Here is a 25,660-nt window from a genome sequence, read left to right on the forward strand (position 1 = left end):
CATCAATGGAGCCAATGGTTTGGGCGTATTATTGCCTGAGATGGCGACGGACACCCAGCAGCAGGTCTTCCGTCTTGAAGGGGTTTGGGCAGGTACTGCGCCGCCCCAGCCAACCGGCTCTGCACCTTGTCCAGAAGGCTCTCCCGGCTGGAGAGCATAATCACCGGAATGCTGCGCCGTGATTTTCTGCGCGAATCTGCTTGCAGAGTTGGTAGCCATGCCATCCCCCCCGGCAAAGCCACATCGAGAATCACGAGATCGGGGGTGATGTCCTTCAGCTTGGCCAGCGCCTCGTAGCCATCCGCCGCCGTGATGACCCGATAGCCCTGGCTTTCCAAAGCCTGGGTGATGACCCGCCGTACCGTCAGGCTGTCATCCACGGCCAGGATGACTTTGGCTCCGGGAGGCGGTTCGGGCCGGAGGCTTGGCTCGACTTTTTCCATCTCACCGGTTTTCCCAGGGGCCGGACGCACCGGCGCCGGCGCCGGGCGCGGGGCCGTGACCGCCGGCATCGCCTGCACCGTGGCTGCTGCCCGCGGCGGGGTGGGTGACGGCGGGCGGTCCGGCGAAACCGAAGGCGGCGCCGAAAATGAGGGCAGATCACTGACCGTCGGCGAATCCGGGGAGGGTGTAACCTGGTGCGCACCGGTCGAACCCGAACGCCCAGGTGGCTCTGGGGAACCTGTCACGAGTGGTCTGGTCACGGCTGGCGGCTGGTCCTGTAACTGCCGGATTTTATCCAGCCACTCCTGGGCCTGCCGATTGGCCGGGTTGATGTTCAGCACCTTGGTCAGGCACCACGCAGCGTCCTTTGGCGTCAGCGATACCGAAGCCCGCCACATCCAGGCGACTTCGTTGTTTGGGTCAGCTTCGGTCACTTCGATGAGGAGTCCACGCGCGCGCGCCTTGTCGCCAGACTTGGCCGACTCGATGGCTTGCCGAAGCAATTCGTGGAGTTCGGTGGACGGCATGGCGTCTCTTGACCGCGCCTTGGCGAAATAGGCGCTGCACACAACCAACCAGACCTGCAACCTCAACTGTGACTGATTGGTTACAGCCGCTATGCAACCGATTGTATGGCGATTGGAAGGGTTACGCAACGCTGCCCCCACCCCATCCGGCTGGAACCGATCTAATACCCGGCAGCCTGTCCGTCCTTGCGGGATTCGGAAGCTCCGTAATAGACGCCCTGTTCGGCGTCCCACCGGATGGCCTGATAGCCGCCATAGTCCCCGACGGAAACACCGACGCGGTGGCCTGACCGGATGAGTTCCCGCACCACTTCATAGGGAAACCCGGTTTCCAGCGTCACCGTCCCGACTCCGGTGGCGCGCTCGCCCGTCGGCTCCGAGGAACCCTGGTGGTCTATGCGCGGTGCGTCACCCGCTTCCTGAAGATTCATCCCAAAGTCAATGATGTTGATGAGTATCTGGACGTGTCCCAGCGGCTGGAAGCCACCGCCCATCACCCCAAAACTCATCCACGGACGCCCGTCTTTGGTGACGAAAGCTGGAATGATGGTGTGAAACGGACGCTTGCCGGGGGCATAGACGTTGGCGTGACCGGCTTCGAGCGAAAACATCTCCCCCCGGTCGTGCAGCATAAATCCCAGGCCGTCGGGCACCATCCCTGACCCCATGCCCCGGTAGTTGCTCTGAATGAGTGAAACCATCATGCCGTCCCGGTCGGCCGTGGTGAGGTAAATGGTGTCGCCAGCTTTGAGCGCCGGCTCACCGGCTTCGTACCGCGCGCCGGCCCGGACGGGATGAATCAGCTTGCGGCGCTCTGCGGCGTATGACTTCGACAGCAGTTCCGCAACCGGAACCTGGGCAAAGGCCGGGTCTGCATAAAACCTGGCGCGGTCTTCATAAGCCAGCTTTTTGGCCTCGACAAAATAGTGGATGTGCTCGCGGCTGCCGAAGCCGAACTTCGCCAGGTCATAGCCTTCGAGCAGGTTCAGCATCTGCAGGGCCGCCAGCCCCTGCCCGTTTGGCGGCAACTCCCAGACATCGTAGCCGCGATAGTTGGTCGCAATTGGTTCCACCCAGTCGGAGCGATGGGCAGCCAAATCTTCGGCATCCAGCAAGCCCCCCTGCCGGGCCATGAAGTCGGCGATGACCCGCGCGATCTCTCCCCGGTAGAAGACTTCCCGCCCCCCGGCAGCAATCTTTTCGAGCGTGGCGGCGAGTTGGGGATTGCGAAACACATCGCCCTTGCGTGGGGTGCGGCCGTTCGGGGCATACACGTCACGGACGTTGGGAAACGGCGCCAGCGCCGCGACATTGCGCTCCCAGTAGTAGGCAATGAGTTCGGAGACCGGAAACCCGTCACGCGCATAACCGATGGCCGGTGCCAGCAGGTCTTTCATCGGCAGCCGGCCGAAACGCCCGTGCAGTTCAAACCAGCCGTCCACACAGCCCGGCACGGTGACGGGCAGTGGTCCGTAGGACGGGATGCGCGTCAGGTTCCGCCGCCGGAACTCATCAAGGGTCAGGCGTTTGGGCGACCGCCCGCTGGCGTTGAGTCCGTGCAGGCGCTTTGTTTTGGGGTCCCAGACCAGCGCAAACAGGTCGCCGCCGATGCCACAGCCGGTTGGTTCAACCACGCCGAGCACGGCATTGGCGGCAATGGCGGCATCCACGGCCGTGCCGCCCCGTTTGAGAATTTCGACGGCCACCTGCGTCGCCAGCGGCTGACTGGTGCAGGCCATGCCGTGGCGCGCAATGACCTCTGAGCGTGTCGCAAAGGTGCGCCCTGTGATGCGGTCTCCCGGAGTTGTCCGCGCCGGTGCACCACTTGTTGTCTCAACCAGTACAGGGCTGAGGCACGCCAATCCCAGCATGCCAACCAGAATGCAAGCCAACCAGGCTTTCCGGTTCATGGTCACACTCCATTCCGTCCCTGCCGCCGGAACCCGTCCGGGACACAGGGCGGTTCAGAAAAAAGTCCCTTGACAAAAATGAACGCCGTTCACTAAGCTAACAGTATTCGGAAGGAAATCCGGCTATGGGTGTACAAGAGCGCAAAAGTCGGCACAAGGCCAATGTCCGGCGGCTGATTCTCGATGCCGCCCGCGACCTTTTCGTGACTGAAGGCTACCAGCACACCTCACTGCGCAAAATTGCCGAAAAAATCGAATACTCCCCCGCCACCATCTATCTCTACTTCCAGGACAAGTCCGAACTGCTCGACGCCCTGCTGACCGAGACCTTCACCGAACTCGACGCCAAACTGCGGCACATCTCCCTGCGCGAAACCGACAGCCTCACGGCGTTGCGCCGTGGGCTGCGCACCTACATCGAGTTCGGGCTCAGTCACCCCAACCACTACCTGTTGGCGTTTGTCCAGAACGAAGCCCTCTTTGAGGGGGAACGCAAGCATTACAAACTCAAACACGGTCCAGCCTGTTTTGACAACCTGCGCCAGGCCGTACGGCGTGCCATCAGCGACGGGCATCTCACGGACGAAGACCCCGAAACCACGGCCCAGGCGCTGTGGGCAGCCGCGCATGGTCTCACGTCCCTGCTCATCACCCAGCCTGACTTTCCCTTCGTTGCCAGGCGCCGGCTCATCGAGCGCATGCTCACCCTGCTGCTCGACGGCGTGCGCCGCCGGCAGGGGTGACCGCTCATTTTTTTCCCTGAAAGTGAACATTGTTCAAAAAAAGGACGCCGTTATGAACAGCACCCGCCTGGAACGCTTCCGCCGTCTGATTGGCTGCCCTCTCGCCACCCACAGCCCCTCCCCTCTGGCGCGCTGGCTGGGCGGAACGCTCACCGCGGCCCGGCCCGGCGAGACCACCTTCACCTTCATCGTCCGGGAAGACATGACCAATCCTGCCGGTATCCTGCACGGCGGCGCAGCCGCAGCCATCATGGATGAAGTCATCGGCGCCACTGTCCACGGCACGCTCGACGTGGAGGTGTTTTATACGTCCGTCAACCTCACCATTGACTTTCTTGGCAGCGTCCCGGCCGGGGCGGTCATCACCGCCACCACGCGCGTCATACGCCACGGCAAAAACATCATCAATGCCGAGTGCTGGCTTTATGACGCCGGCCAGCGCTGTCTGGCACACGCAACCAGCAACCTGCTTCGCACCAGCGTACCAGTCCAGGACATCGGCCCCGCTTCAGACACCCCGGACACCACGCCCCCACACACGCCATCCCCAGCACCGTGAGGTAGCCATGAATTTCGTCGCGCTCAAAATGCTCCTTGGCGACCGTTCCAAATTTCTTGGTCTGGTGTTCTCCATTGCCTTTGCATCATTTCTCATGGCGCACCAGGCATCCATCTTCTCCGGGCTGATGAACCGCACCCGCAGCCAGATCAGGGATATTCCCGATGCCGATCTGTGGGTGATGGACAAAGAAACCCAGTACATTGATGAAGTCGCCGCGCTCACCACCAACGATCTGTACCGCGTCCGGGGCATTTCCGGAGTCGAGTGGGCCGTACGGCTCTTCAAGGGTAATCCACGGGTACGCGCGGCAGACGGACGGTTCCGAACCGTCATTCTGATGGGACTCGATGATGAAACGCTGGTCGGCGCCCCCCGGCGCATGCTCGTGGGCCGCATTGAAGACCTCCGGCAGCCGGATGCGGTCATCATTGACCGCGCAGGATTTTACTTTTTCTTCCCCAAGGCCCCGCTCAGCGTCGGACAGGTCATGGAAATGAATGACCGACGGGTGACGATTGTCGGCATCTGCGAAGCCAGCGCGCCGTTCGCCACGTTCCCCGTCATGTTTACGCGCTACAGCCAGGCCGTGAACTACGTCGGACGTGAGCGCAATCATCTGTCTTTCATTCTGGTCAAGGCCGCCGCTGGCGTGGATATTCCCGACCTCTGCCGCCGGATTGGCGAAACCTCCCCAAAGCTCAAAGCCATGACGGGCGAGGCGTTCGAGTGGGAAACCATCGGTTACTACATCCGCAATACGGGCATTCCGGTCAACTTTGGCATTACCGTCCTCATTGCGCTCGTGGTGGGGACGGTCGTGGCCGGGCAGACCTTCTACATCTTCACGATTGAAAACCTCAAACAGTTTGGCGCCCTCAAGGCCATTGGCGTCACAAACCTGCGGATTGTCAGCATGATCCTGCTGCAAGCGGTGGTAGTGGGCATCATCGGCTATGCCTTGGGCATGGCCATGTGCGCGGCATTTTTTGATCTGACGCGGGACGCCGCCATTCAACTGCGCGGTTTCATCCTGCTCTGGCAGGTCGCCATCGGCACGGGCGGCGTCGTGTTTTTCATCGTCCTGCTGGCCAGCCTGCTGAGCATTCGCAAGGTGCTCTTTCTCGAACCCGCCATCGTCTTTCGCGGCTAGGCCGTCGCGCCCTGGAGATGACGCACATCCCATGACGCATATCCTAAAGGACTTTTTCCCGGATGCAGTGGCTTTGGAGGCCAATGACCATGAACCACACCACACCCTTGGAACCTGAACGTGGAGGCGTCCTGCCAGCGACCGGAGGCCCGGCCGTTGCCTGCCATGGCGTGACGAAAGTCTTTGGACAGGGTGAATCCAGAACCCTCGCCCTGCGTGGCGCCGACTTTGAGGCCAGATTTGGTGAAATGACCTTTCTGGTCGGTGAAAGCGGCTCCGGCAAAACAACACTCATCTCCATTATCGCCGGACTCCTGGAGGCCACCGAAGGTGAAGTTCACGTTCTGGGACAGACGCCCTCGCGGCTGTCCAACACCCGGCAGGTACAGTTTCGCCGGCGGCACCTTGGTTTTGTCTTTCAGCAGTTCAACCTGCTTCCGGCCCTTACCGCCGCCGAGAACGTCGCCGTCCCCCTGCTGGCGGCCGGCGTGCCGCGCGCCCGTGCGGTGGCACGTGCCACCGCATTGCTCAGCCAGTTGGGGCTGTCCCATCGGGTATCGAGTTTCCCCTCACAGCTTTCCGGCGGCCAGCAGCAGCGCGTGGCGCTGGCGCGGGCGGTGATTCACGAACCACGGCTCATTGTGTGCGATGAGCCGACCTCGGCGCTCGATGGTGTCACGGGCCGGGCCGTCATGGAGCTGCTCACCTCTGTTGCCGTTGGACCGGGCCGTGCCGTCATTGTTGTGACGCACGACAGCCGCATCTTCAACTTTGCCCATGCCATTGCCCACATGGCCGATGGACGGGTTACACACACGGAAAGGCAGGACGTATGAAATTTCAAGTCTGGACACTGCCGCTTGTCACGGTCGCGGCGCTCAGTTATGCGGGCTATTCCGTCTATGTCTCCCAACCGGTCCGAACAGCCGAACGGCCGCCGGCGCCGCCGCCCCGCGCCGTCCATGCCCGGAGTGTGGCCGGTGTGGGACTCATCGAAGCCAGCAGCGAAAACATTGCCATCAACACCCCGGTGGCGGGACTCGTGATGCGCGTCTTCGTGGCCGTCGGGGACAGGGTCAAACCCGGCGACCGGCTGTTTGAACTCGACGGACGTGACCTTCAGGCGGAGCTTCTGGTGCGGCGCCAGTCCCTGGCGGTGGCGCGCGCCCGGCTGGAGCGCCTCGAACAGGCGCCATGGAGCGCCGACCGCCCGGCCCTTGCCGCGCGGGTACAGGAAACCGCCGCGCAACTGGCGGATGCCGAAGGAAACCTCAAACGTATCGAGCAGGTTGCCGACCAGCGCGCGGTCCGCACCGAAGAAGTCGAGCAGCGCCGTTTTGCGGTTGCCGCCGCCAAAGCGCGTCATGAGGAAGCCCAGGCCCAGCTTGCGCGGCTGGAGGCCGGCACGTGGAAAGCCGATCTCGATGTCGCCCGCAGCGAGGTCAAACTGGCGGAAGCCCATGTGAAGCGGATTGAAACCGATCTCGAACGCCTGACCATCCGTGCGCTGACCGACGGCACCATCCTTCAGTGCAACGTTCATCCCGGCGAATATGCCCAGGCCGGTCAACTGACGAAGCCGCTTCTCATTCTGGGGAGCGCCGATCAGCTCCATGTCCGGGTGGAAATTGACGAGAACGAAGCCCACAAAGTGCGTCCTGGTTCCAAGGCCGTCGGCTACCTACGTGGGCAGGCCAACGTGGCCCTGCCGCTGGAGTTCGTTCGCCAGGAACCGCTGGTCATTCCCAAGAAATCACTCACCGGTGATGCCACCGAGCGGGTGGATACCCGGGTGTTCCAGGTGATTTACCGCGTGACCACGAAGGACACCCCGATTTTCGTCGGGCAACAAATGGATGTTTACATTGACCAGGGAGGGCAGCCATGACAGGTGATGTACCGAAGGACTGGCTTCGCGCCGGAGCGACACTGTGCCTTGCCGTGGTGGTTGCCGGTTGTGCGGCCAGACCGCCGATTCGCAAAGTCGTCGTCGAGACGCCTTCCGCCTGGACCTCACCCATGGGCGAGGGGGTTTCACCACAATCCGCCAGACTCGACACCTGGTGGACACACTTTCATGACGCGCAATTGACGCACCTCGTGGAACGCGCCCTCAACGCGAACCTTGACATTCGCATCGCCCTGGCGCGGGTTCGGGAAGCACGCGGACAGGCTGGTGTGGAAGCCTCCACCCAGCGCCCGAACCTCTCGGCCGCAGCCAGTACGCAACGCCTCCGTGGCGGGCTTCCCCAGGGTATCGGACGGATCACCAACCTGCCCGGCATTTCCAGCGAAACAGGTATCTTCCAACTCGGCTTCGATGCCAGTTGGGAACTTGATTTCTTTGGTGGCACACGGTTGCTGACCCTGGCAACCCGCGAGGACGCCCGTGCGGCCGAAGAAGCCATGCATGGCATACGGCTCATGACGGCAGCCGAAGTGGCTCGGATTTACATCGATCTGTGCGGAGCGCAGCAGAAACTGGCACTGGTGCGGCAGCAGCTCCAAATCCAAGGTGACATCCTGGAACTCACCCGCACACGGTTTCAGGCCGGGCTGACCTCGCAGCTTGACGTGACACGTGCAGCGGCACAGTGGGAGGAACTGCGGGCGGCCGTGCCGCCCCTCGAAGCCAGCATCCGCGACAGCCTGTACCGCTTGAGCGTCCTGGTGGGAACGCCCCCCGGAACCCTGGCCGAACCTCTGACCGAGAGCGCGTCCCGGCCCATGTCTCCACCGGAGATTCCCGTCGGCCTTCCCTCCGACCTCCTGCAGCGCCGACCCGACATCCGACAGGCGGAAGCCGAACTGGCGGCTGCCCTGGCGCGGCTCGGCGCGGCCAGAACGGACCGGTTTCCAAAGTTTGCCCTGACGGCCGGTGTCGGGCGTCAGGCCACAAGCGTGGCCGGATTGACCCTTGGCGCCGGAAATTTCTTTGCCGCCGGCCCGACGGTCCGGCTGCCTATCCTGACCGGCGGACGCATCCGCAACCAGATTGCGGTGCGTGATGCGCAGACCGAGCAGGCCGCCCTCCGGTATGAACAAACCGTGCTCCGCGCTTTCGAGGAAGTCGAGCGCGCGCTGGTGAGCTACCTCCGCGAAGGTGAGCGGCGGCGCGCGCTGGCCGCGGCGACAGAAGAGCAACGGGAGAGCGCCCGCCTGGCCGAAGTCCGTTATGCCAGCGGGCTGGAAGACTTCACGACCGTTCTGGAAGCGCGCCGCGGACAACTTTCCAGCGCCCTCGACCAGATTGAAAGCGAAACCCAGCAACTGCGCCAGGCCGTCGCCCTTTACAAGGCGCTGGGTGGAGGCTGGTGATTGACCGTTTTTCAGTATCCAACCGCGAGGGCGTCAGGGTTGCGGGGGTCACTGGCGCCCAACCGGATGCCGGTTTCATCAATCATGACGCCTTCCGCATCACCGTTGTAGCGCGGCACGATGTCCAGCCGGTGTCCTTTGGCCTCCAGCGCGCGTCTGGTGTCGGCGGTCATCCCATAAGGCTCCCACATCACCACATCCGGCAGCCACTGGTGATGCAGACGCGGCGCATCAATGGCCTGCTGAAGGTTCATCCGGTGGTCAATGATGTTGATGACCACCTGCACCACGGTGGAAATGATGGTCGGCCCGCCGGGACTGCCAATGGCAAACCAGGGCCGGCCCTCCTTGAGAACAATCGTCGGCGTCATGGACGACAGCGGACGCTTGCCGGGCGCAATGCAGTTGGCTTCTCCCTGCACCAACTGGTAGTAGTTCGGCGCCCCCGGCTTGGCCGCAAAATCATCCATTTCGTTGTTGAGCAGAATGCCTGTCCCCGGCACGGTCACGCCCGACCCGTAGGGACCATTGAGCGTGTAGGTATTTGTCACGATGTTGCCTTCGGTATCCACGACGGTGAAATGCGTCGTTTCACTGGCCTCCGAAACCGGCGCGTCCAGCCCCGGTCGGATGTCGGCGCTGGGTGTGGCGCGCTGCGGATCAATCGTCGCGCGGCGCGCCCGGGCGTAGTCTTTTGAGATGAGTTCCGCAACCGGAACGGTGACGAAATCGGGATCGCCCATCAGGGTGGCGCGGTCGGCGAAGGCGCGTCGCATCGCCTCGATGAGCAGATGGCTGGCTTCCGCCGAGCCGGCCCCAAGGGCGGCCAGGTTGTCGCCTTCGAGCTGGTTGAGCACGTTGAGCAGCACGATGCCGCCGGAGCTGGGCGGCGGGAAGGTGATGATCTCGTACCCCCGGTACGTCCCCCGGAGTGGCTCGCGTTCCACCGGACGGTAGTTCTTCAGATCATCGAGGGTGATGTAACCACCATTGGCGGCCATGGCGGCAGCAATCCGCCGGGCGGTTTCGCCTTCGTAAAACTCGCGCGGTCCGCGCTTTTCCAGGCGCGCCAGCGTGGCCGCCAGTTCCGGCTGGCGGAACACTTCGCCCTCCGCGTAGTAGTTACCGTCCCGACGGAAAATCCGGCGGCTGTCGGGAAACCTGTCCAACCGCTCAGCCATACGCAGGCCGCGGGAGAAAGCGTAACTGACCGGAAACCCCTCCTGTGCCAGCCGCCGGGCCGGGGCCACAACCTGCGCCCATTTCAGCCGCCCGTACTTGCGCAGTGCCAGATCGAAACCGGCCACCGTACCGGGAACCCCCACGGCAGCATAGCCCAGGGTTGATTTCTCCGGGATGGGATTGCCGTTGGCGTCAAGGTACATGTTGCGGCTTGCCCGGGCCGGCGCGGTTTCACGGTAGTCAATGGCCGTTGTCCGGCCGTCCGCCATGCGGATGAGCATGAAGCCGCCGCCGCCGATGTTGCCGGCAACCGGGAAGGTCACGGCCAGCGCCAGCCCGACGGCTACGGCGGCATCCACGGCATTGCCGCCTTCCTGCAGAATTTTCACCCCGACCTGCGAGGCAAACGAACTGGACGAGGCCACCATGGCGCGCCTGGCGCGCACCGGCTGCCGCGCCACCTGCCCTTTCATCTGTGGCGGCAACAGGGCGGCGACGCAGACCAGGATCAGGAAGCTGCGTCCGGCCAGCTTCCAAAACAGCGGTATCGAACAGGGTTTCATCAGGAATGGGCCACGGTTGGTTACAGCCCTTTCAGGGCTTGGGTTTGACACTGAGCACCACGAAGTCGCCGAGTTTGCCAAAGCGCGCCACGTCAAACGTTTCCGGGTCATCGGCATCGGCGACGACCGTCACCATGAGCATGCGGGTACCCTTGCGGTAGGTCGCCAGGTGCTCTGGAATCCCCAGACCTTCTTCACTGTGGAAGCGTCCGTTGAGGTGAATGACAAGGGCGCGTGGCACCTGGGCGAGGGTTTCCGCAATGGCATGGGCCATCCCGGCATCCCACAGCGACTGGGCATCGAGCATGCGCGAAAGGTTCGGCATCTGGCGTTCCCCGTCGCCGCCTGCCGCGCCGTGCATCCCGGCCATCAGGCTGCGGAATTTGGCTTCGTAATCGGCCGAAGCAGCCCCGTAGGGCAACGGCGGCAGCAGCGCCCGGGCCGGCTGGGAAAGCCTGGTCAGGGCGTCGCGCCCTTCACGTCCGACGAGGTTCACGTAGCGGCGGGGCGGATTGGCCGCCACGACCGGCAGGCGCTGGGCTCTGGCGAACTCCACCAGCGGACGATAGTCGCTCTGGTAGTTGTTCCACGGACGACTGCACGCCAGAAACTGGGTTTCGGGAATGAGACCGGCCAGATACTCATCGAGAACAAGCTGCACGTCCCGCTCGAACATCTCCAGCGAGAGCACCACCTGCCGCTTTTCGGCGGCGGTATCCGTACCGTAGCGCGCGTGGGCAGCCTGAAGCAGGTCGCGCTGGAGCGCGTGCGCGCCGGGGTCATCGTGGGACTCGCCAATGAACACCACCTCGACCCGCGCCAGGGCGGCCACAATGTCATCGAGCGTGGCCGGCTGGCCGTCCGGCTTGTAAATGCGGTATGGCGGCGAGGTTGCCTGACCTTGGATTTGTTGTGACATCGCGCCTCCCAACACGAACCATCCGATGAGGGCATACACCACCCAACCAGGTCTGCCTTTGCGCATGGCGGAATACCTCATTTCAGAGCCTTTACCGGACGGGGCAGGACAGACGGTGACAGCGTACGCCAGCAAAAGCCAAAGGCCGCCTCGCTGCGCGCAAGGAGAAAAGCCCAGCCGTGACCGCCGGAAGCCAGCGTAAACTCGTGGGGTATGCCAAGGGACTCCAGGGTTTCATGCAGCCGCTGATTGCCGACATCAAAGCGGTAGCGGTCTTCCGAGCCAACGTCGAAGTAGATTTTGAGCTGGCGCAGGGCCGCAGCCTGCCGGCGCGCCAGCGTCAGAGGACTGTGCTGGTCAAAAAACTCCGGGTCCGGCGGATCGCCATACAGTTTGGTGGCGAGTCCGTAGCGCCACGTTCCGATGCGGTCATCGGCTCCCTGGGACGGCCGTGGCACCTCGGTAAAAATCGCAGCACAGTGTGCAGCAACACCGGCAAAAAGCTGCGGATGCTTGAACGCAATCAGCAAAGCGCCATAGCCACCCATGGAAATGCCGGCCATCAGACGGCCGGCGCGCGTGCCGAGCGTGCGGTACCGCTGCTCGATGAAGGGCAGAAAGTCCTGCACGATGGCGTCTTCGTAGCGTTCGCCCTGCCTGGCATTGATGTAGAAGCTGTTTTCACCGCGTGGGATGGCCACGATGAATTCGCCCACCTGCCCCCTGGCGCGCAGGGCATCCAGCGCTGCCTGGACACCCCGGCGCTCCCAGTCACGCTCGTCATTGAACATGCCGTGCAGAAAAATGACGAGCGGGTAACGCCGCTCCGGCGACGTGCGGTATGACGGCGGCAGCGACACCGCATAAGGCACCTCCCGCCCCAGGCTGGCCGAGTGAAACACCCCGTAGTCCATCGCGTCCGTCTTTCCCGGAAGCGGCTCTGTCGGCGTCTGAACCGCCTGCCCCACCGCCGCCGTGCCAGACAGGCCAACCCACCCCAGAAGCCACAGCCAACCCAGAAACCACAGCCGGTTCAGGCTTCGGATAGGCTTCATGACGCGCTGGAGCCTGACGAGGACGCGCCAGCGGCAGGCGGTGTCGTGGGAAAGTGGTTGAGGTTGAGGCGCTCGGCGCAGCGATCCGACAGGTCAATCATGGCCGCAGCATTGATGGCGGCCGCAATGCAGATGGTTTCGCTGATTTCTTCCTTGGTCGCCCCCAGTTCGAGCGCTTTCTTCATGTGACCGTCCAGACAGCCTTCGCACTTGGCCACCAGCGAAGCCGCAATCGAGATGAGTTCCTGGATTTTCGGATCGAGCACCCGCCGCTCCGGGGTGTAATACAGCTCTTTGTAGTAAGCCCCATAGACTTTCTTCATGCGCGGTTCAAGCATGGAATAGGAATTGGTCGGGGCACTTCCAGCGGTTGGAATCAACGGCTCCTGCGTGTCAGACATGAACGTTACTTTCCCCTGTAGGCCTGGCTCCGGGCGGGCCAGTCATGGCAGCGCCAGCGCAAAAAACACAGCAGCGCCAGCCGGCAAAAGGTTTGGCAGGAGGCAGAAACGGCGGCAAGCCCGCCGGCTCACCGCCGTGTACCTCACTTCGTCTTCACCATCTCCAGTTTTTCGGTAAAGGAGCGGTCGCCGTAGTTGATGGTCATCTCGACCATGTTCTTCCTGAACACAAGCGAAATCCGCATGGCGTCGCTCTGGGGTGCGCCGGGTGTGAATTCAATGGGGCGCGAAGCCACGATGGGACCATCGGGCGTCTCGGTAAAGACGTTGCCCGGCACGAGAAACGTTCCGCCCTCGCTGCGCGGCTGGAAGCTGCGCACCTGCATCCCCATTTTGGGAGCAAGCCCCTTGGGCACGATGGTCAGAACATAGTCGCCCGGCTCAAATTCCCGACCGAAAAACTTGACGCGGGTCTTGAGGGTCAGATGGGCCACGGGCCAGGTCCGGGTGCTGTAGAACTGGTTGCCGCCATTTTCAATGTAACCAAAGGTCTGCGCTCCCCAAGGCAGGTTCAGATAGCGAACCATCACGGCATCGGCCACGTTGCCGAGCCTGGCTGAGGTCGTCTGAATGGTCGTCGCCTTGCGGGGATCGTTTTCACCCATCCCCATCTGCCCTTGCCCCATCTGCGCCGGGGCCGCCGGCTGCGCCAGGGCCGCAGGCGGGAAGGTTCCGGCAGAACTCAAGCCCAGCAGGGCCACCAGGGTCAACGCTCCGGTACGAACAACGGTCATTGGATTTTTCCTCTCGGAATGGATTGAAGGTTTTCGAGGCGTTTCATCAAACGCATCACACGCTTTCCTACGGTAGCATGAGTGCTTCCTGAATGAAGCCATCAATTGCCTCGATATAACGCTGCGGAGCGAGCGGATAGGCTTCCCCATGCGCCGCCCCCTCGATGATGAGCCGGCGTTTTGCCGGATGCCGGGCCGCCTGGTACAGCGGTTCGAGCGTCGTTTCCACCGGCATGCGCCGGTCCTGGCGACCACCGATGAACAGTATCGGCACGGTGATCCGGCGCACGGCGCGTTCAACGTCAAAGTCACCGGGCGCAAAGCCCATCCGCCAGGCCGTTGTGTAGGCCAGCACCGGCGTCAGCGGCCACCGGGGCAGCCCCAGGTAGCGTACGTCATTGGCCACCGCATCCTGAAATGACCGAAAGCTGCTGTCACTGATGACCGCCGCGACTTCCGGGGTTTCGGCCGCCGCCAGCAGGCTCGCGGCGGCTCCCATCGAGATGCCCAACAACACGATGCGGTCATAGGGTGCGCGCTGGCGGACAAACTCCACAGCCGCCCGCACATCCCGCCGCTCGGCGTAGCCGACGGTCGAAAACTCACCACGACTCCGCCCGTGGCGGCGTACGTCGTAAAGCAACACCCCGTAGCCCAACTTCCACAGCGCCACGCCGCGCTCCAGCGTTTCATACCGGGAGCGGAAAAGCCCGTGGGTGATGACAATCGTGACCGGATGGGTCCGGGCCGGCAGATACCATCCGGTAAGTGGAATGCCGGCCGACTCAAAGGCAACGTTCTCGTACTGTGCGCCCAGCGCCGCCGGTGTATCCGTGCGCCGACGCTCATCCGGGCGCGTCCGCGCCTTGGTCACGGCGACACTCACCAAGTAAGGCAGTCCCAGTCCCAGGATGAGCGCCCACACCATGACGCGCCGCAGGACAAGCGGCCAGAGCCGCGGCCGGGGAACGTCCCCGGACACCCGTCCCACCTGTGGATCGTCGAGGCCGCGCAGGCAGGCCCAGGCCACGACCGTGACGCCAGCGCAGACGGCCGCCACGGCCAGAAAGCCACCGGCACGGTAGGCAACACCGGCAAGCGCCACCGTGGCCACGATGCCCAGTTGCGAGCAGCCATTGCGCAGGGCAATGAAAGCTGGGCGTTCATGTGGGGCAACCAACTCGCTGGTGAGCGCCTGAAGGGGTGCCACGCGCACGGCCGCACACAGTGCCGCAAACGCCACGGAGACGTAGAGGCCCCACGTCCAGGCAAAGGTAGGCACCAGCAGCAGCCCCAACGCCATCCAGCCACTGGCGAGAACGGCCACCCGCCGCTTGCCGTAGCGGTCAGCCAGCCTGCCGCCCACGGCCCCCCCGATGACAGCCCCAATCCCGGTGAGGCCAAACATCAGCCCGATGCGGAATTCGTCGGCGCGAAAGGCATCCGACAGCCACGTGCCCAGCAGGGCAGAAAAGGCGACGAGACCGCCGGAAACGAAAGCCGCGCTGATGAGCGCCAGCCGGGTCGAACGGGAGCGGTTGGCCATCTGCCACAGGCTTCGCATGCCTCCGGCCTTTGGCGTCGGGGTGGGTGCCGCCGGCAATGTTTCCGCAAGCGGAAACCGGAGCACCAGCGCGCCGGAAAGCGTCGTGGCCAGCGCCGCAAACCAGAAGGCGGACGCCCAGCCGAAGCGTCCGACGAGAAAAGCGCCCAGCGGCACGCCAATGACCGGCGCCAGAAAGTAACTCACCGCCACGCCGCTCATCTGCACCCCACGGGCCGCATAGCTCGAAGTGTTGGCCAACGCGGCAATGGCCAGGGCGGAGACAAGACCGCCGGAAAAGCCGGCCACCATCCGCGCCAGATAAAAGACCCACAGGTTCGGAGACAGGGCGGCCACGACGGACGCCACGACGGACAACAGTGCCGCCAGCGGCAGGCCGCGGATGGGATGCAACGCGCGGCCCGGCCCGACCAGCCAGAAGGCCGTTGCCGCATTGGCCAGCGAATACACGGCGGCGCTCTGGGCCACCGCCGTTTTGGAAGCGCCGATTCCAGACGCAATGCTTGGGGCAATGGCCCCGATGAGCTGCGAATCCACCAGCGCCGCGAGCATCAGCAGGCACACGGCCCAGTAGGCCACGGTCTCACGGCTTCCGGGATGACTCATCAGCACCAGACTCCACAGGCGACAGTCGGCCGGAGCCATCGGCAGGGTCCCTCTGCCATCGCGCGGCCCGGATGACGCGGGACGATACACCAACCGGCCGCCAGCCCGGAGCAACGCCCCGCCGGGTAGCCATCCGCCGGCAAAACACCTACGATAGACGCCCTGAATCGGCGTCTTACACCGCATTGCGCTGGCGCCGACCAACTTCCGCCTTTTCCCGTGGCGGACGGCGCCGGGTCAGAAGACCTACCCGATTTCATCCGGTTGCTCCTGGCGCGATGTTCTGATGTTCCAACCAAGGAGAATGCCTCATGCAGCGAGACGACTCGGCCGCCACCAATGCCCTGCCGCCCACTCCGTGGCATGCCCTTTCAGCGCAGGACATCTACGCCCGCCTGCAAACGACTCCCGACGGACTCACTCCCGACGACGTGGCGGCGCGCCAGCGTCAGTATGGACGGAACCTGCTCCCCACCAAGCCGCCGCCCCAGCTCTGGCTTGTCATTCTGCACCAATTCACGAATTCGCTCATTTACATTCTGCTCATTGCCGGCCTGGTCGCCCTCGCCATCGGCGACTTCAAGGATGCCGCTTTCATTTTTGGCGTCGTCATCCTCAATGCCATCATTGGAACCTATCAGGAATGGCGGGCTGAACAAAACGCCTACGCCTTGCAGAGCCTGCTCGAAATCCGCTCGCGGGTCCGGCGGTGCGGCGAAGTGCTCACCGTTTCGGCCGAAGACCTCGTGCCGGGCGACATCGTGCTGTTTGAATCCGGCGACAAGGTGGCCGCCGACGTGCGTCTGGTTCAGGTGTCGAACCTGGGCGTGGATGAGGCGCTGCTGACGGGCGAATCCATGCCGATCACCAAGTCCGTCGCACCGCTGGCTGAAACCACACCGGTCAGCGACCGGACGAACATGGTCTTTGCCGGCTCGCTGGTGGTGACGGGGCGCGGTATGGGGGTCGTGGTCGAAACCGGCACCCGCACGGAAGTCGGCCGCATTGCCCAGTCACTCATCGAGGTCGCCAGCGCCAAACCGCCGCTGCTCGTGCGCATGGAGCAGTTTTCCCATCAGGTCGGCATCATCATTCTGGCCTGCTCCTGTCTGCTCGGCGTGGTGTCGGTGTTTCAGGGTCTGCCTGTCCGGGAGGTGTTTCTCGTCATGGTTGGGCTGGCCGTGGCGGCTATTCCAGAGGGGCTGCCGGTGGCGCTCACCGTGGCGCTCTCCATTGCAACGGCGCGAATGGCTAACCGCAAGGTCATTGCGCGGCGCCTGGTGGCCGTGGAAAGTCTTGGGAGCTGCACGGTCATTGCCAGCGACAAGACCGGCACGCTGACCCTCAACGAGCAGACGGCGCAGGTGCTGGTACTGCCGGACGGGCAACGCTTTGAAGCCACCGGTCAGGGCTACTGCGGGGAAGGTGAAGTCACGCTGGCTGATGGTCGTCCGCTGACCGACGCCCAACGCGAGGTATTGCGCCGCCTGGGACGGGCGGCCATTCTGTGCAATGAAGGGGCGCTGACACGCACTGCCGAGGGCTGGCGGCACAGTGGCGACGCCATGGACGTGGCCCTGCTGGCTCTGGGCCACAAACTCGGCCTGACACCCGAAACGGAACGGAAAAACCATCCGCTTCTGGAAGAAATCCCGTTTGAATCCGAACGGCGCTATGCGGCTGTTGCCTACCGCAGCGGCGACCACATCCAGGTGGCCGTCAAGGGGGCGGTCGAGGTCGTGGCCGGTTTCTGCCAGACCATGCTGGCCGCCGACGGCGAACGCCCGCTGGACCTCAACCATGTGGTGCAGCAGTCCGACGCACTGGCGGCCGAAGGCTACCGCGTGCTGGCTATCGCCCACGGCACGGTAGCCCCGGCAGGCGATGCACTGCCCGACCTGACGCAGGTCAAAGGACTCACCCTCGTTGGACTCGTGGGCTTCATTGACCCGCTGCGCCCGGAGGTCAAAGCCGCCGTTGCCCAGGCGCGGCGCGCCGGCGTCAAGGTGCTGATGATTACTGGCGATCATCCACTGACCGCGCTGGCCATTGCCCGTGACCTGGGACTGGCGCAAAGCAAGGAGGAGACCGTTGCCGGAAAGGAACTGGCCGGACTGACCGGCGAACAACTCCGGCAATGGCTCGATGCCCATCCGCAGGTGCGGGTGTTTGCCCGGGTTACGCCGGACCAGAAACTGGCCATTGTGGATGCGCTCGTGGCACGTGGTGAAGTCGTCGCCGTGACTGGTGATGGCGTCAACGACGCTCCGGCGCTCAACCGGGCCAACATTGGCGTGGCGATGGGTTCCGGCACGGACGTGGCCAAGGAAGCAGCGCAGATCATCATCACCGACGACAACTTCGCCTCGATTGTGGCTGGCATCGAGGAAGGTCGTTACGCCTACGCCAACATCCGCAAAGTCACCTGGTTTCTCATTTCGACCGGCGCGGCTTCGCTCATTCTCATCGGCGGCACGGTCGCCCTGGCACTGCCTATGCCGCTGTCGGCCGTGCAGTGGTTGTGGCTCAACCTGGTGACGAACGGCATTCAGGATGTGGCGCTGGCATTCGAGGCCGGCGAGGAGGGTGCGATGCGGCAGCCGCCACGCGATCCCAAGGAGGGTATTTTCGACCGGCGCATGATCACCCGCGTGCTGCTCGGCGGCATAACCATGGCCGTGCTGTGCTTTGGGCTGTGGGTGTACCTGATGAACAGCGGTGTGGAAGTCAACTCAGCGCGCAACATTCTGCTGGCATTCTTTGTGCTGATTCAGTTTTTCTACGTGCTTACCTGCCGGTCGGAAACGGCATCGGCCTTCAGCATTTCCTGGCGACGCAACCCGGTACTCATTGGCGGGGCGCTCACGGCGCTCAGCGTTCACATCCTTTCGATGAACTGGTCGGTGATGCAGTCGGTCCTGCGCCTTGAACCCTTGTCTCTGGACAAGTGGTTTGGACTGGCGGCACTGGCAACCATCGTGTTCATCGTGATGGAGACCTACAAACGCTGGCAGCGGATGAGTCAGGAGCGCACCCTGGCCCAGGAAACCCCAACCACGGCCTGAATCCACCGAACACAATTGACGTGGGGGCAGGTTCCCAAACCTGCCCCTACGCTAGACCTGCGGCAAACCGGCCCTGTTCCTGAACCTGCCCCATCGTGGTGCCCCATCATAAGGGTGATTTATGTATGTGGTTGCATAAAGGCAGGTTATGTGGGATCGGTCATGTAGGGGCAGGTTTTGAACCTGCCCCTACACGGGTTGTGGCCATGGGTTGAGGCGGTTTGTGTATCGGCGCAATCACCCCTTGCGCGCCTGGTAGAGCACGTGGCCGTGGCGCTCGACCTTCCGGGCCTCCACCAAACCAAGCTGCTGGAACACGTCGAAGTATTCGTCCTGCCGCTTGAAGGTCATCATTGCCGGATCAACCCCCACGCTGGTCAGGAAATGTGCCAGGTAGTCGTAGTTGGCCAAGCCACGTTCGTCGCGCAGCAGCATGTCAGCCACGATGACGCGCCCGCCCGACGGCAGCGCCGCCTGCGCTTTCCCCAGCAGCATGGCGCACACCTGGGCGTTGAAGGGATAGAGAATGCGGGCAAACAGTACGGCGTCGCAGGCCGGGTACGGATCGCGGTACATATCCAGGGCCACCGGCACAATGCGGTCAGACAATCCGTGCGCGGCCACGTTGTCCCGCACAATTTCCAGCGCCGACGGCAGGTTGACCAGCGTGATGCGTTCGATAGACGGAAACCGCTTGGCCAGAGCAATCGCAATGTCGCCATTGCCGCCGCCGACATCGAGCAGATGCGTGACGCCTTCGAGATCGGCTTCCTCCACGAGCAGGTTGCGGACGAAATGGTTGTTGCTGCGGTGGATTTCCTCGTAAAACGCGCTGTCTTCGCGGGTTCTGGGCGGCCAGGGCGTCAGCGCCGTGAAGTCCATCTCGCCCCGGATGACCTTGGCCAGATGCAGGTGATACCGCTCCATAATCGTGACGGCGTAGCGCACAAAAGGCTCCATGGTCAGGTTTTCGTTGGCCGGATTGGGCGGCAGGAAAAACTGGCGGGCAAAGGGCGTCAGCGCCAGCCGGCCTTCAGCATCCCTGGTGAGCAGCTCCATTTCCACAAGCATGTCCGTAAACTTGACCAACCGGTTGAGACGGCTTCCGGTGGCGGTTGCCAGCGCCTCGACCGACTGGGGCTGCTCAGCCAGATGACCAAACAGACCAAGCTCATAGGCGGCCTTGAGGACAAACAGATCCACCGTGCCGCGATAGGTCATATCGCACGCACGCACATACTGTTCATAGAGCGCATCATCGAGCACATCGGCCGGGTGTTCGGCGGCCGCTGGAACCGGACTTGACATAGGGAACTCCTTTGCCGGGCGACAGCCTGCCAGCCCGGAGATGATGGTGAGTGAAATCCTTATCCAACGTACAAAAACCGACGCTGATGCGCTATGTTGGTTTTGTAAGCTGGAGCCAAAGAGTGAGTTCCCCGCTCGAAACGTATCCAGAGGAGGGTCACTGCCATGACGGCCATTCTGCTTGCCTGCCTGTTCGTCCTGGGTGGTTACGCGGCGTTGTGGGGCATCATCAAGCTTGTCGTTGCCAACACCAAGGACATCGCTGCCAACTAGGTGCCAACCAGGCAACCGAGCCAACGGAAAAAGCCCGGCTTCAGCCACCGGAAGGCGGCACGTCGCCGGGAACACCTTTCGCACCCGCCCTGGGAGGTTGACCTCCCAGGGCGGGTGCGTTTGTCTTTGTTTCAGGATTTCAAGGCGGCGCGTGGCACGGCCGTGTTTTGCCCGGATGATGGAAAGTACCGGTAGTGGCCGGTCACCCGCCAGGCAAACAGCACATCTTCCAGACTTGCGCAGACATGCGCTGGTGCCAATGTTGTGAACGATGAGCGTGTCACCCGCAACCTCATCCACAGCCAGCCCAAACCACCGGCGACAGCGGACGTTCCAAAGTCGCTGGCGTGCCCGCCTGCCCCCCTACGGGTTGCCAGACTTCGGGACAGCAGGCAACAGCCCACAGCACCAGAATGACCGGAAGGGCAACCGGCCTGGCTTGTGCCCCTCACACCGGAACGTCCTGCCTCCCAGTAGCCTGCGCTGACCAGCACTTTCGGCAGGAAACCGGTGCTGATGCCACCTGAGTGGGCATCCCATACGCACTGGGACAACTGTGGTGTGGTTCAGTATTTTGGCACGCTGGGGTCAACATCATTTGACCAGGCCGTGATGCCGCCGGCCAGGTTGATGAGTTCCCCCGGAAAACCTGCATTTTTCAGCGCCTGGATGGCGCGGGCACTGCGTCCGCCCATCTTGCAGTGGACAATCGTCGTGCGCGTCGGGTCAATCTCATCCCGGCGGGCGACGACTTCTCCCAACGGAATGAGTTTGCTGTTCGGCAGGCGCGCGATGTCGTACTCGTGCGGCTCGCGGACATCAATGATCTGCAAGTCTTCACCCAGATCGAGACGGCGTTTGAGTTCCACCGCAGTGATTTCTTCCATGGCCGGTTTCTCCGTCGAAGCTGGCGGCTTGAGACCGCAAAATTGCTCGTAGTCAATGAGTTCCCGAATCGTCGGGTGGTCGCTGCACAGCACACACTGCGGATGTTTGCGCAGTTTGAGTTCACGGAATTTCATCCGCCAGGCGTCAAAGAGCAGCAGCCGCCCCAGCAGCACGCCTTCAGCGCCGAGAATCAGCTTGATGGTCTCATTGGCCTGAATGGCACCGACAATGCCCGGCAGCACACCCAACACCCCCCCTTCAGCGCAGGACGGCACGAGTCCGGGCGGTGGCGGTTCGGGATACAGACAGCGGTAGCACGGACCACGCGATCCCCAGAAGACACTCGCCTGCCCCTCGAAGCGGAAAATCGAACCATAGACGTTGGGCTTGTCGAGCAGCACGCAGGCGTCATTGACCAGGTAGCGGGTGGGAAAGTTGTCCGTGCCGTCCACGACGATGTCGTACTCGCGGATGATGTCCAGTGCGTTGCGGCTCGTCAGACGGGTTTCGTGGATTTCGAGTTTGACGTTGGGATTGATGTCCTGAAGCCGGTCGCGCGCCGAAGCCACCTTCGGACGGCCGATGTCCTTCGTGCCGTGAATGATCTGCCGTTGCAGGTTCGAGGCATCCACCACGTCAAAATCCACAATGCCCAGCGTCCCGACGCCGGCCGCCGCCAGATACATCCCCAACGGTGCGCCCAGCCCTCCCGTCCCCACCATCAGAACGCGCGCCTGCTTGAGCCTGCGCTGGCCTTCCAGTCCCACTTCGGGCAGGATGAGATGGCGCCCATAGCGGGTGTATTCCTCCGGGGTCAGTTCAGGCAGCGGACGCCCGGCCGTATCACCATCCGGTGCGCCCCCGGCAATCGAAGGCACGATCATGACCGTTTCGCCGTCGCGCACCGGCGTTTCCAGCCCCTGAAGCGCGCGAATGTCCTCATCGCCGACGTAAACGTTGACGAAGCTGCGTACGGCACCCTGCTCATCGAAGAGGTGTTTTTTGAGTTCGGGGTGCGCGTTGCCCAGCGCCAGCAGGGCCTCGCCAGCCGTTGCGGCCGTCACTTCAATCTCCGCTTTGCCACCGGCAAAGCCACGTAACGCCGTTGGTATCAACACAGTGACAGGCATGGCACGTCATCCTTTCACGATGGATTCAGGGTTGAAGCGGCTGCGGTCAGCTTCCAGTTCCCAGGACTGCACCTCCCCGGCGCGTCCCTGCGCCACCGACACGATGACATAGGAATACACCGGCAGGGCATGGTCAAGGTCATAACCCGATGGGACGGCCGGGTGATCGGGATGCGAGTGATAAAAGCCGATGATGTCGAGCTGGCGGCTGCGCGCATAGCGTTCGCCACGCATGAGTTCCTGCGGCGTGATGAGAAAACGGTTGCGCTTGGCGCTTTCCTCCCGCGCATTGGAAATCGGCATCACCTCCACCGTCGTTTTGCGGCCGTCGGCAGCAAAGGTGCCAAGCAGCAGGCCACAGCATTCGTAAGGGTAATCGGCTTCGCCATGGGCGCGGATGGCCGCTTCCTGTTCGGGTGTCAGCACCAGCATCGTCTAGGGGTGTTTTCCTTCCGGGGGTTTTTCCTGCCAGATGTCCTCGCTCATGTAGCGCGTTCCCGAATCGCACAACACCGTCACCACCACGGAACCGGGCGGAAGCGTCTGGGCCAGATTGAGTGCGGCCACGACGTTGGCTCCGGCGCTTACGCCGACGAACAAACCCTCTTCGCGCGCCAGCCGGCGCATCATCGCCTGGGCCGCTTCCGTACCGACCTCAACGTTGGCATCCGCCAGGTGGGGGTCATAAATCCCCGGTACGAGCGCCGTCGCCATGTGCTTCATCCCTTCCAGCCCATGCAGCGGCGAGTCCGGCTGCATGGAGATGCACTGAACCGATGGATTGAGTTCCTTGAGTCGGCGTGACGTGCCGATGAATGTCCCCGACGTGCCCAGCCCGGCAATGAAGTGCGTGATGCAGCCCCCGGTCTGCGCCCAAATCTCGTTGGCCGTGGTCTGGTAGTGCGCCTGCCAGTTGGCGTCGTTGTTGTACTGGTCGGGATAGAAATACCGGTCCGGATACTCTGCGGCGAGCTGCCGGGCCAGACGTTGGGCGCCGTCCGTGGCTTCCAGTGGGTTCGTCTCGATGATTTCGGCCCCGTAGATGCGCAGCATTTTCTTGCGTTCGAGGCTGGCATTTTTGGGCAGGCACAACGTGACGGCGTACCCCAGGGATGCGCCGAGCATGGCGTAGGCAATACCGGTGTTGCCGCTGGTCGCATCCAGAATCGTCTTGCCGGGATAAAGCGCCCCGCGCCGTTCCCCGTCCCGGATCATGTTGAGCGCGGCCCGGTCTTTGACCGAACCGCCAGGGTTGAGATGTTCCGCTTTGGCGTACACTTCCACCCCTGCCGGCAGACCGGCGGTGACGCGCTGCAAACGGATGAGCGGCGTGTTGCCAATCGCCGCCGCCAGGGTTCCGGGTGATTCAGCCACGTTGCCTGCTCCCTGCCCTCAGACCGTTTTTTTCGAGAGATACCAGTCTATGACCTCATATTCACTGGCCTGCACCCGCGCGGCGGCATCGGCAACGGTCTGGGGTGGCGGAACGACCACCTTATCGCCCGGCCGCCAGTTGGCTGGCATCGAGCAGGCGTTGGCGTCAGCCGTCTGCAGGGCCTCCAGCGCCCGGAGGATTTCATCCATGTTCCGTCCCAGATTCATCGGGTAGTAAATGATGGCCCGGACAATGCCTTTGTCATCAATGATGAAGACGGCCCGCACCGTCGCCGTCTCCGATGCGCCGGGATGAATCAGCCCATACTTCTGGGCGACTTTCATATCCAGGTCAGCAATGACCGGGAACGTAATCCTGACGCCGAAGTGACGCTCGATGTCGCGTACCCAGGCAATGTGCGCCGGGACGGAATCCACCGACAGCCCGATGAGCTGCGCCTGCCGCTGCTCGAACTCGGCGGCCCGCTCGGCAAAAGCGACAAACTCCGTCGTGCAGACCGGGGTGAAGTCGGCCGGATGTGAAAACAGCACGACCCACTTGCCCTTGTAATCCGAAAGTCGAATGACCCCGTGCGTGGACTTGGCTTCAAAGTCAGGCGCGGGATCGTTGATGCGCGGGAGTGAAATGGCCGTTTCCATGGTTGATCACCTCTGTTCAGGTTGCGGGTTGGCGTGTCTGACCGTCAATAAAACGGAGATTTTGTAAATGATACCGGAAATCCGGTCAACTCACGGCCGCACCATCCTCCCGTTGAAACCGCTCGGACGCAGACAAACCCGGCCGGGACAACAGGCCCAGGTCAGAACTGTGAGGCTGTTCTTGTGGTTATCAACTTCTCTGCCGAACCACGTTTGCCACGCCAGAGCGCACCGGATGGACTGTGTGGCGCAGCGGAACGGTCATGCCATCCGACAGGGCAATGACGTTGGGATGAACGGCTGCGGCTTCCTGCACAAAGGTTTCCGTCTGCCGGTAGCGCCGTGAAAAATGCGTGAGAACGAGCAACCCCGCTCCGGCTTCGCGGGCCACCGTCGCTGCCTGGCGGGCCGTCATGTGGCCGTAGCGTTCGGCTTCGGCCGCTTCACTTTCCAGAAAGGTCGCCTCACACAACAGGGTGTCCACTCCGGCTGCCAGGGCAAGGGCACCGGCACAGGGTCGGCTGTCCATCACGAGCGCAAACGAACCGCCACGTTTGGCACGCCCCACTTCAGCCACCTGAAGGCGATGCCCGTTCGGCAGGTCAAGGAAGCCCTGCCGCTTGAGCTGCCCTACCACCGGGCCGCGCAACCCCAGCGCCTCCAGCTTTTCCGGGAGCAACGCCACCGTGTCCGGCTCCACCAGACGATAGCCCCAGCTTTCAACCGTATGGTCAAGCGGGTGCGCCTCGATGCGGAAGCGCGCCGTCTCACAGATGACGCCGGGGGCGTCAACCGGATGCTCCCGAATGACGGCCGTCTCCGTGAAAATGGAGGCCCGGCGCAGACGCTGAACGTACTCCGCACCTGACGCCGGGTAGTACAAATCCACGGGATGCGCCACACCATCCAGCGACAGGCGTTGGATGACGCCCGGCAGGCCCAGACAGTGATCGCCGTGCAGGTGCGTCAGAAAGATGGCCGTGATGTCGGAGGCCGCCACGCCAAAGTGCGTCATCTGGCGCTGTGTGCCCTCGCCGGGGTCAAACAGCAACCCGGCGTCGTCCCACCGGACAAAATACCCGTTGTGGTTGCGCTCGCGGGTGGGCACCTGGCTGGAAGTGCCCAAGGCAATCAGGAGACGGTCTGACACGGCACCTCCATCCTTTCACAGCCATCAGCGGCGCGCCGTGCCGCCACAGCTTCAGGCGCCGCCGCAGCCGACCG

General features: G+C 63.1%; 21 protein-coding genes and 1 pseudogene. 7 read left to right on the top strand and 15 right to left on the bottom strand.

Annotated features, from left to right (window positions below; all coding sequences use genetic code 11):
- Positions 1–2 precede the first annotated feature (2 nt).
- Both J8C05_RS13390 and ggt (J8C05_RS13395) read right to left on the bottom strand, forming a co-directional pair.
- On the bottom strand, positions 3–971 hold the full coding sequence (locus J8C05_RS13390) for a response regulator (RefSeq protein WP_211423259.1): 969 nt from the start codon (positions 969–971) through the stop codon (positions 3–5).
- A gap of 161 nt (positions 972–1,132) precedes the next feature.
- Positions 1,133–2,881 carry a gamma-glutamyltransferase gene (gene ggt / locus J8C05_RS13395; protein ID WP_211423260.1) on the bottom strand — a complete coding sequence of 583 codons (1,749 nt, stop codon included), beginning with the start codon at positions 2,879–2,881 and terminating at the stop codon, positions 1,133–1,135.
- 125 nt (positions 2,882–3,006) lie between these two features.
- Here ggt (J8C05_RS13395) and J8C05_RS13400 point away from each other — a divergent pair, with 125 nt between their 5' ends.
- The 6 genes from J8C05_RS13400 to J8C05_RS13425 all read left to right on the top strand — a co-directional run bounded on the left by J8C05_RS13400 (position 3,007) and on the right by J8C05_RS13425 (position 8,654).
- Positions 3,007–3,624 (top strand): TetR/AcrR family transcriptional regulator, encoded by a 618-nt coding sequence (locus J8C05_RS13400; protein ID WP_211423261.1) that lies wholly within the window; start codon positions 3,007–3,009, stop codon positions 3,622–3,624.
- A 52-nt stretch (positions 3,625–3,676) separates the two neighbouring features.
- Positions 3,677–4,183: a PaaI family thioesterase gene (locus tag J8C05_RS13405; protein WP_211423262.1), complete on the top strand. Its 507-nt coding sequence runs from the start codon at positions 3,677–3,679 to the stop codon at positions 4,181–4,183.
- Positions 4,184–4,190: 7 nt separating this feature from the next.
- Positions 4,191–5,336, top strand: coding sequence for an ABC transporter permease (locus tag J8C05_RS13410; RefSeq protein ID WP_211423263.1), 1,146 nt, complete (start codon positions 4,191–4,193; stop codon positions 5,334–5,336).
- 89 nt (positions 5,337–5,425) lie between these two features.
- The gene (locus J8C05_RS13415; RefSeq protein ID WP_211423264.1) at positions 5,426–6,172 is read left to right on the top strand and encodes an ABC transporter ATP-binding protein; all 747 of its coding nucleotides are present in this window, start codon (positions 5,426–5,428) and stop codon (positions 6,170–6,172) included.
- Complete coding sequence (locus J8C05_RS13420) at positions 6,169–7,224, top strand: HlyD family secretion protein (protein ID WP_211423265.1); 1,056 nt, start codon at positions 6,169–6,171, stop codon at positions 7,222–7,224. The genes J8C05_RS13415 and J8C05_RS13420 overlap by 4 nt, the downstream gene beginning before the upstream one ends.
- Positions 7,221–8,654, top strand: coding sequence for an efflux transporter outer membrane subunit (locus J8C05_RS13425; RefSeq protein WP_211423266.1), 1,434 nt, complete (start codon positions 7,221–7,223; stop codon positions 8,652–8,654). The genes J8C05_RS13420 and J8C05_RS13425 overlap by 4 nt, the downstream gene beginning before the upstream one ends.
- A gap of 11 nt (positions 8,655–8,665) precedes the next feature.
- Here the strand turns inward: J8C05_RS13425 and ggt (J8C05_RS13430) are convergent, their stop codons facing one another.
- The 6 genes from ggt (J8C05_RS13430) to J8C05_RS13455 all read right to left on the bottom strand — a co-directional run bounded on the left by ggt (J8C05_RS13430) (position 8,666) and on the right by J8C05_RS13455 (position 15,777).
- Positions 8,666–10,399: a gamma-glutamyltransferase gene (ggt, locus tag J8C05_RS13430; protein WP_211423267.1), complete on the bottom strand. Its 1,734-nt coding sequence runs from the start codon at positions 10,397–10,399 to the stop codon at positions 8,666–8,668.
- A gap of 31 nt (positions 10,400–10,430) precedes the next feature.
- Positions 10,431–11,384 (bottom strand): ChaN family lipoprotein, encoded by a 954-nt coding sequence (locus J8C05_RS13435; RefSeq protein WP_211423268.1) that lies wholly within the window; start codon positions 11,382–11,384, stop codon positions 10,431–10,433.
- A gap of 11 nt (positions 11,385–11,395) precedes the next feature.
- Positions 11,396–12,373, bottom strand: a complete 978-nt coding sequence (locus J8C05_RS13440) for an alpha/beta hydrolase (protein WP_211423269.1) — start codon at positions 12,371–12,373, stop codon at positions 11,396–11,398.
- Positions 12,370–12,774, bottom strand: a complete 405-nt coding sequence (locus tag J8C05_RS13445) for a carboxymuconolactone decarboxylase family protein (RefSeq protein ID WP_246840768.1) — start codon at positions 12,772–12,774, stop codon at positions 12,370–12,372. The genes J8C05_RS13440 and J8C05_RS13445 overlap by 4 nt, the downstream gene beginning before the upstream one ends.
- A gap of 143 nt (positions 12,775–12,917) precedes the next feature.
- Positions 12,918–13,568: a hypothetical protein gene (locus J8C05_RS13450; RefSeq protein WP_211423270.1), complete on the bottom strand. Its 651-nt coding sequence runs from the start codon at positions 13,566–13,568 to the stop codon at positions 12,918–12,920.
- Between the two features lie 67 nt (positions 13,569–13,635).
- Positions 13,636–15,777, bottom strand: coding sequence for an MFS transporter (locus tag J8C05_RS13455; RefSeq protein WP_211423271.1), 2,142 nt, complete (start codon positions 15,775–15,777; stop codon positions 13,636–13,638).
- A 272-nt stretch (positions 15,778–16,049) separates the two neighbouring features.
- Here J8C05_RS13455 and J8C05_RS13460 point away from each other — a divergent pair, with 272 nt between their 5' ends.
- Positions 16,050–18,803 (top strand): cation-translocating P-type ATPase, encoded by a 2,754-nt coding sequence (locus J8C05_RS13460; protein ID WP_211423272.1) that lies wholly within the window; start codon positions 16,050–16,052, stop codon positions 18,801–18,803.
- 237 nt (positions 18,804–19,040) lie between these two features.
- On the opposite strand, the gene bchU is transcribed toward J8C05_RS13460, so the two are convergent.
- The 7 genes and pseudogenes from bchU to J8C05_RS13490 all read right to left on the bottom strand — a co-directional run bounded on the left by bchU (position 19,041) and on the right by J8C05_RS13490 (position 25,586).
- Complete coding sequence (gene bchU / locus J8C05_RS13465; protein WP_211423273.1) at positions 19,041–20,111, bottom strand: bacteriochlorophyllide d C-20 methyltransferase BchU; 1,071 nt, start codon at positions 20,109–20,111, stop codon at positions 19,041–19,043.
- An 839-nt stretch (positions 20,112–20,950) separates the two neighbouring features.
- Positions 20,951–22,156, bottom strand: coding sequence for a molybdopterin-synthase adenylyltransferase MoeB (moeB, locus tag J8C05_RS13470; protein WP_459543878.1), 1,206 nt, complete (start codon positions 22,154–22,156; stop codon positions 20,951–20,953).
- A pseudogene (locus J8C05_RS15810) lies at positions 22,142–22,402 on the bottom strand (MoaD/ThiS family protein); the annotation flags it as partial. The pseudogene J8C05_RS15810 and the gene moeB, both read right to left, overlap by 15 nt.
- Positions 22,403–22,408: 6 nt before the next feature.
- Entirely contained in the window at positions 22,409–22,834 is a 426-nt protein-coding gene (locus J8C05_RS13475) for a M67 family metallopeptidase (RefSeq protein WP_211423275.1), read from the bottom strand.
- A gap of 3 nt (positions 22,835–22,837) precedes the next feature.
- Positions 22,838–23,776 (bottom strand): PLP-dependent cysteine synthase family protein, encoded by a 939-nt coding sequence (locus J8C05_RS13480; protein ID WP_211423276.1) that lies wholly within the window; start codon positions 23,774–23,776, stop codon positions 22,838–22,840.
- 18 nt (positions 23,777–23,794) lie between these two features.
- A complete protein-coding gene (locus J8C05_RS13485) occupies positions 23,795–24,436 on the bottom strand; it encodes a peroxiredoxin (RefSeq protein ID WP_211423277.1) in 642 nt (213 codons plus the stop codon).
- Between the two features lie 190 nt (positions 24,437–24,626).
- On the bottom strand, positions 24,627–25,586 hold the full coding sequence (locus J8C05_RS13490; protein WP_211423278.1) for a ribonuclease Z: 960 nt from the start codon (positions 25,584–25,586) through the stop codon (positions 24,627–24,629).
- Positions 25,587–25,660 lie beyond the last annotated feature (74 nt).

The sequence above is a fragment of the Chloracidobacterium sp. N genome (assembly GCF_018304765.1).
Lineage (GTDB): Bacteria > Acidobacteriota > Blastocatellia > Chloracidobacteriales > Chloracidobacteriaceae > Chloracidobacterium > Chloracidobacterium aggregatum.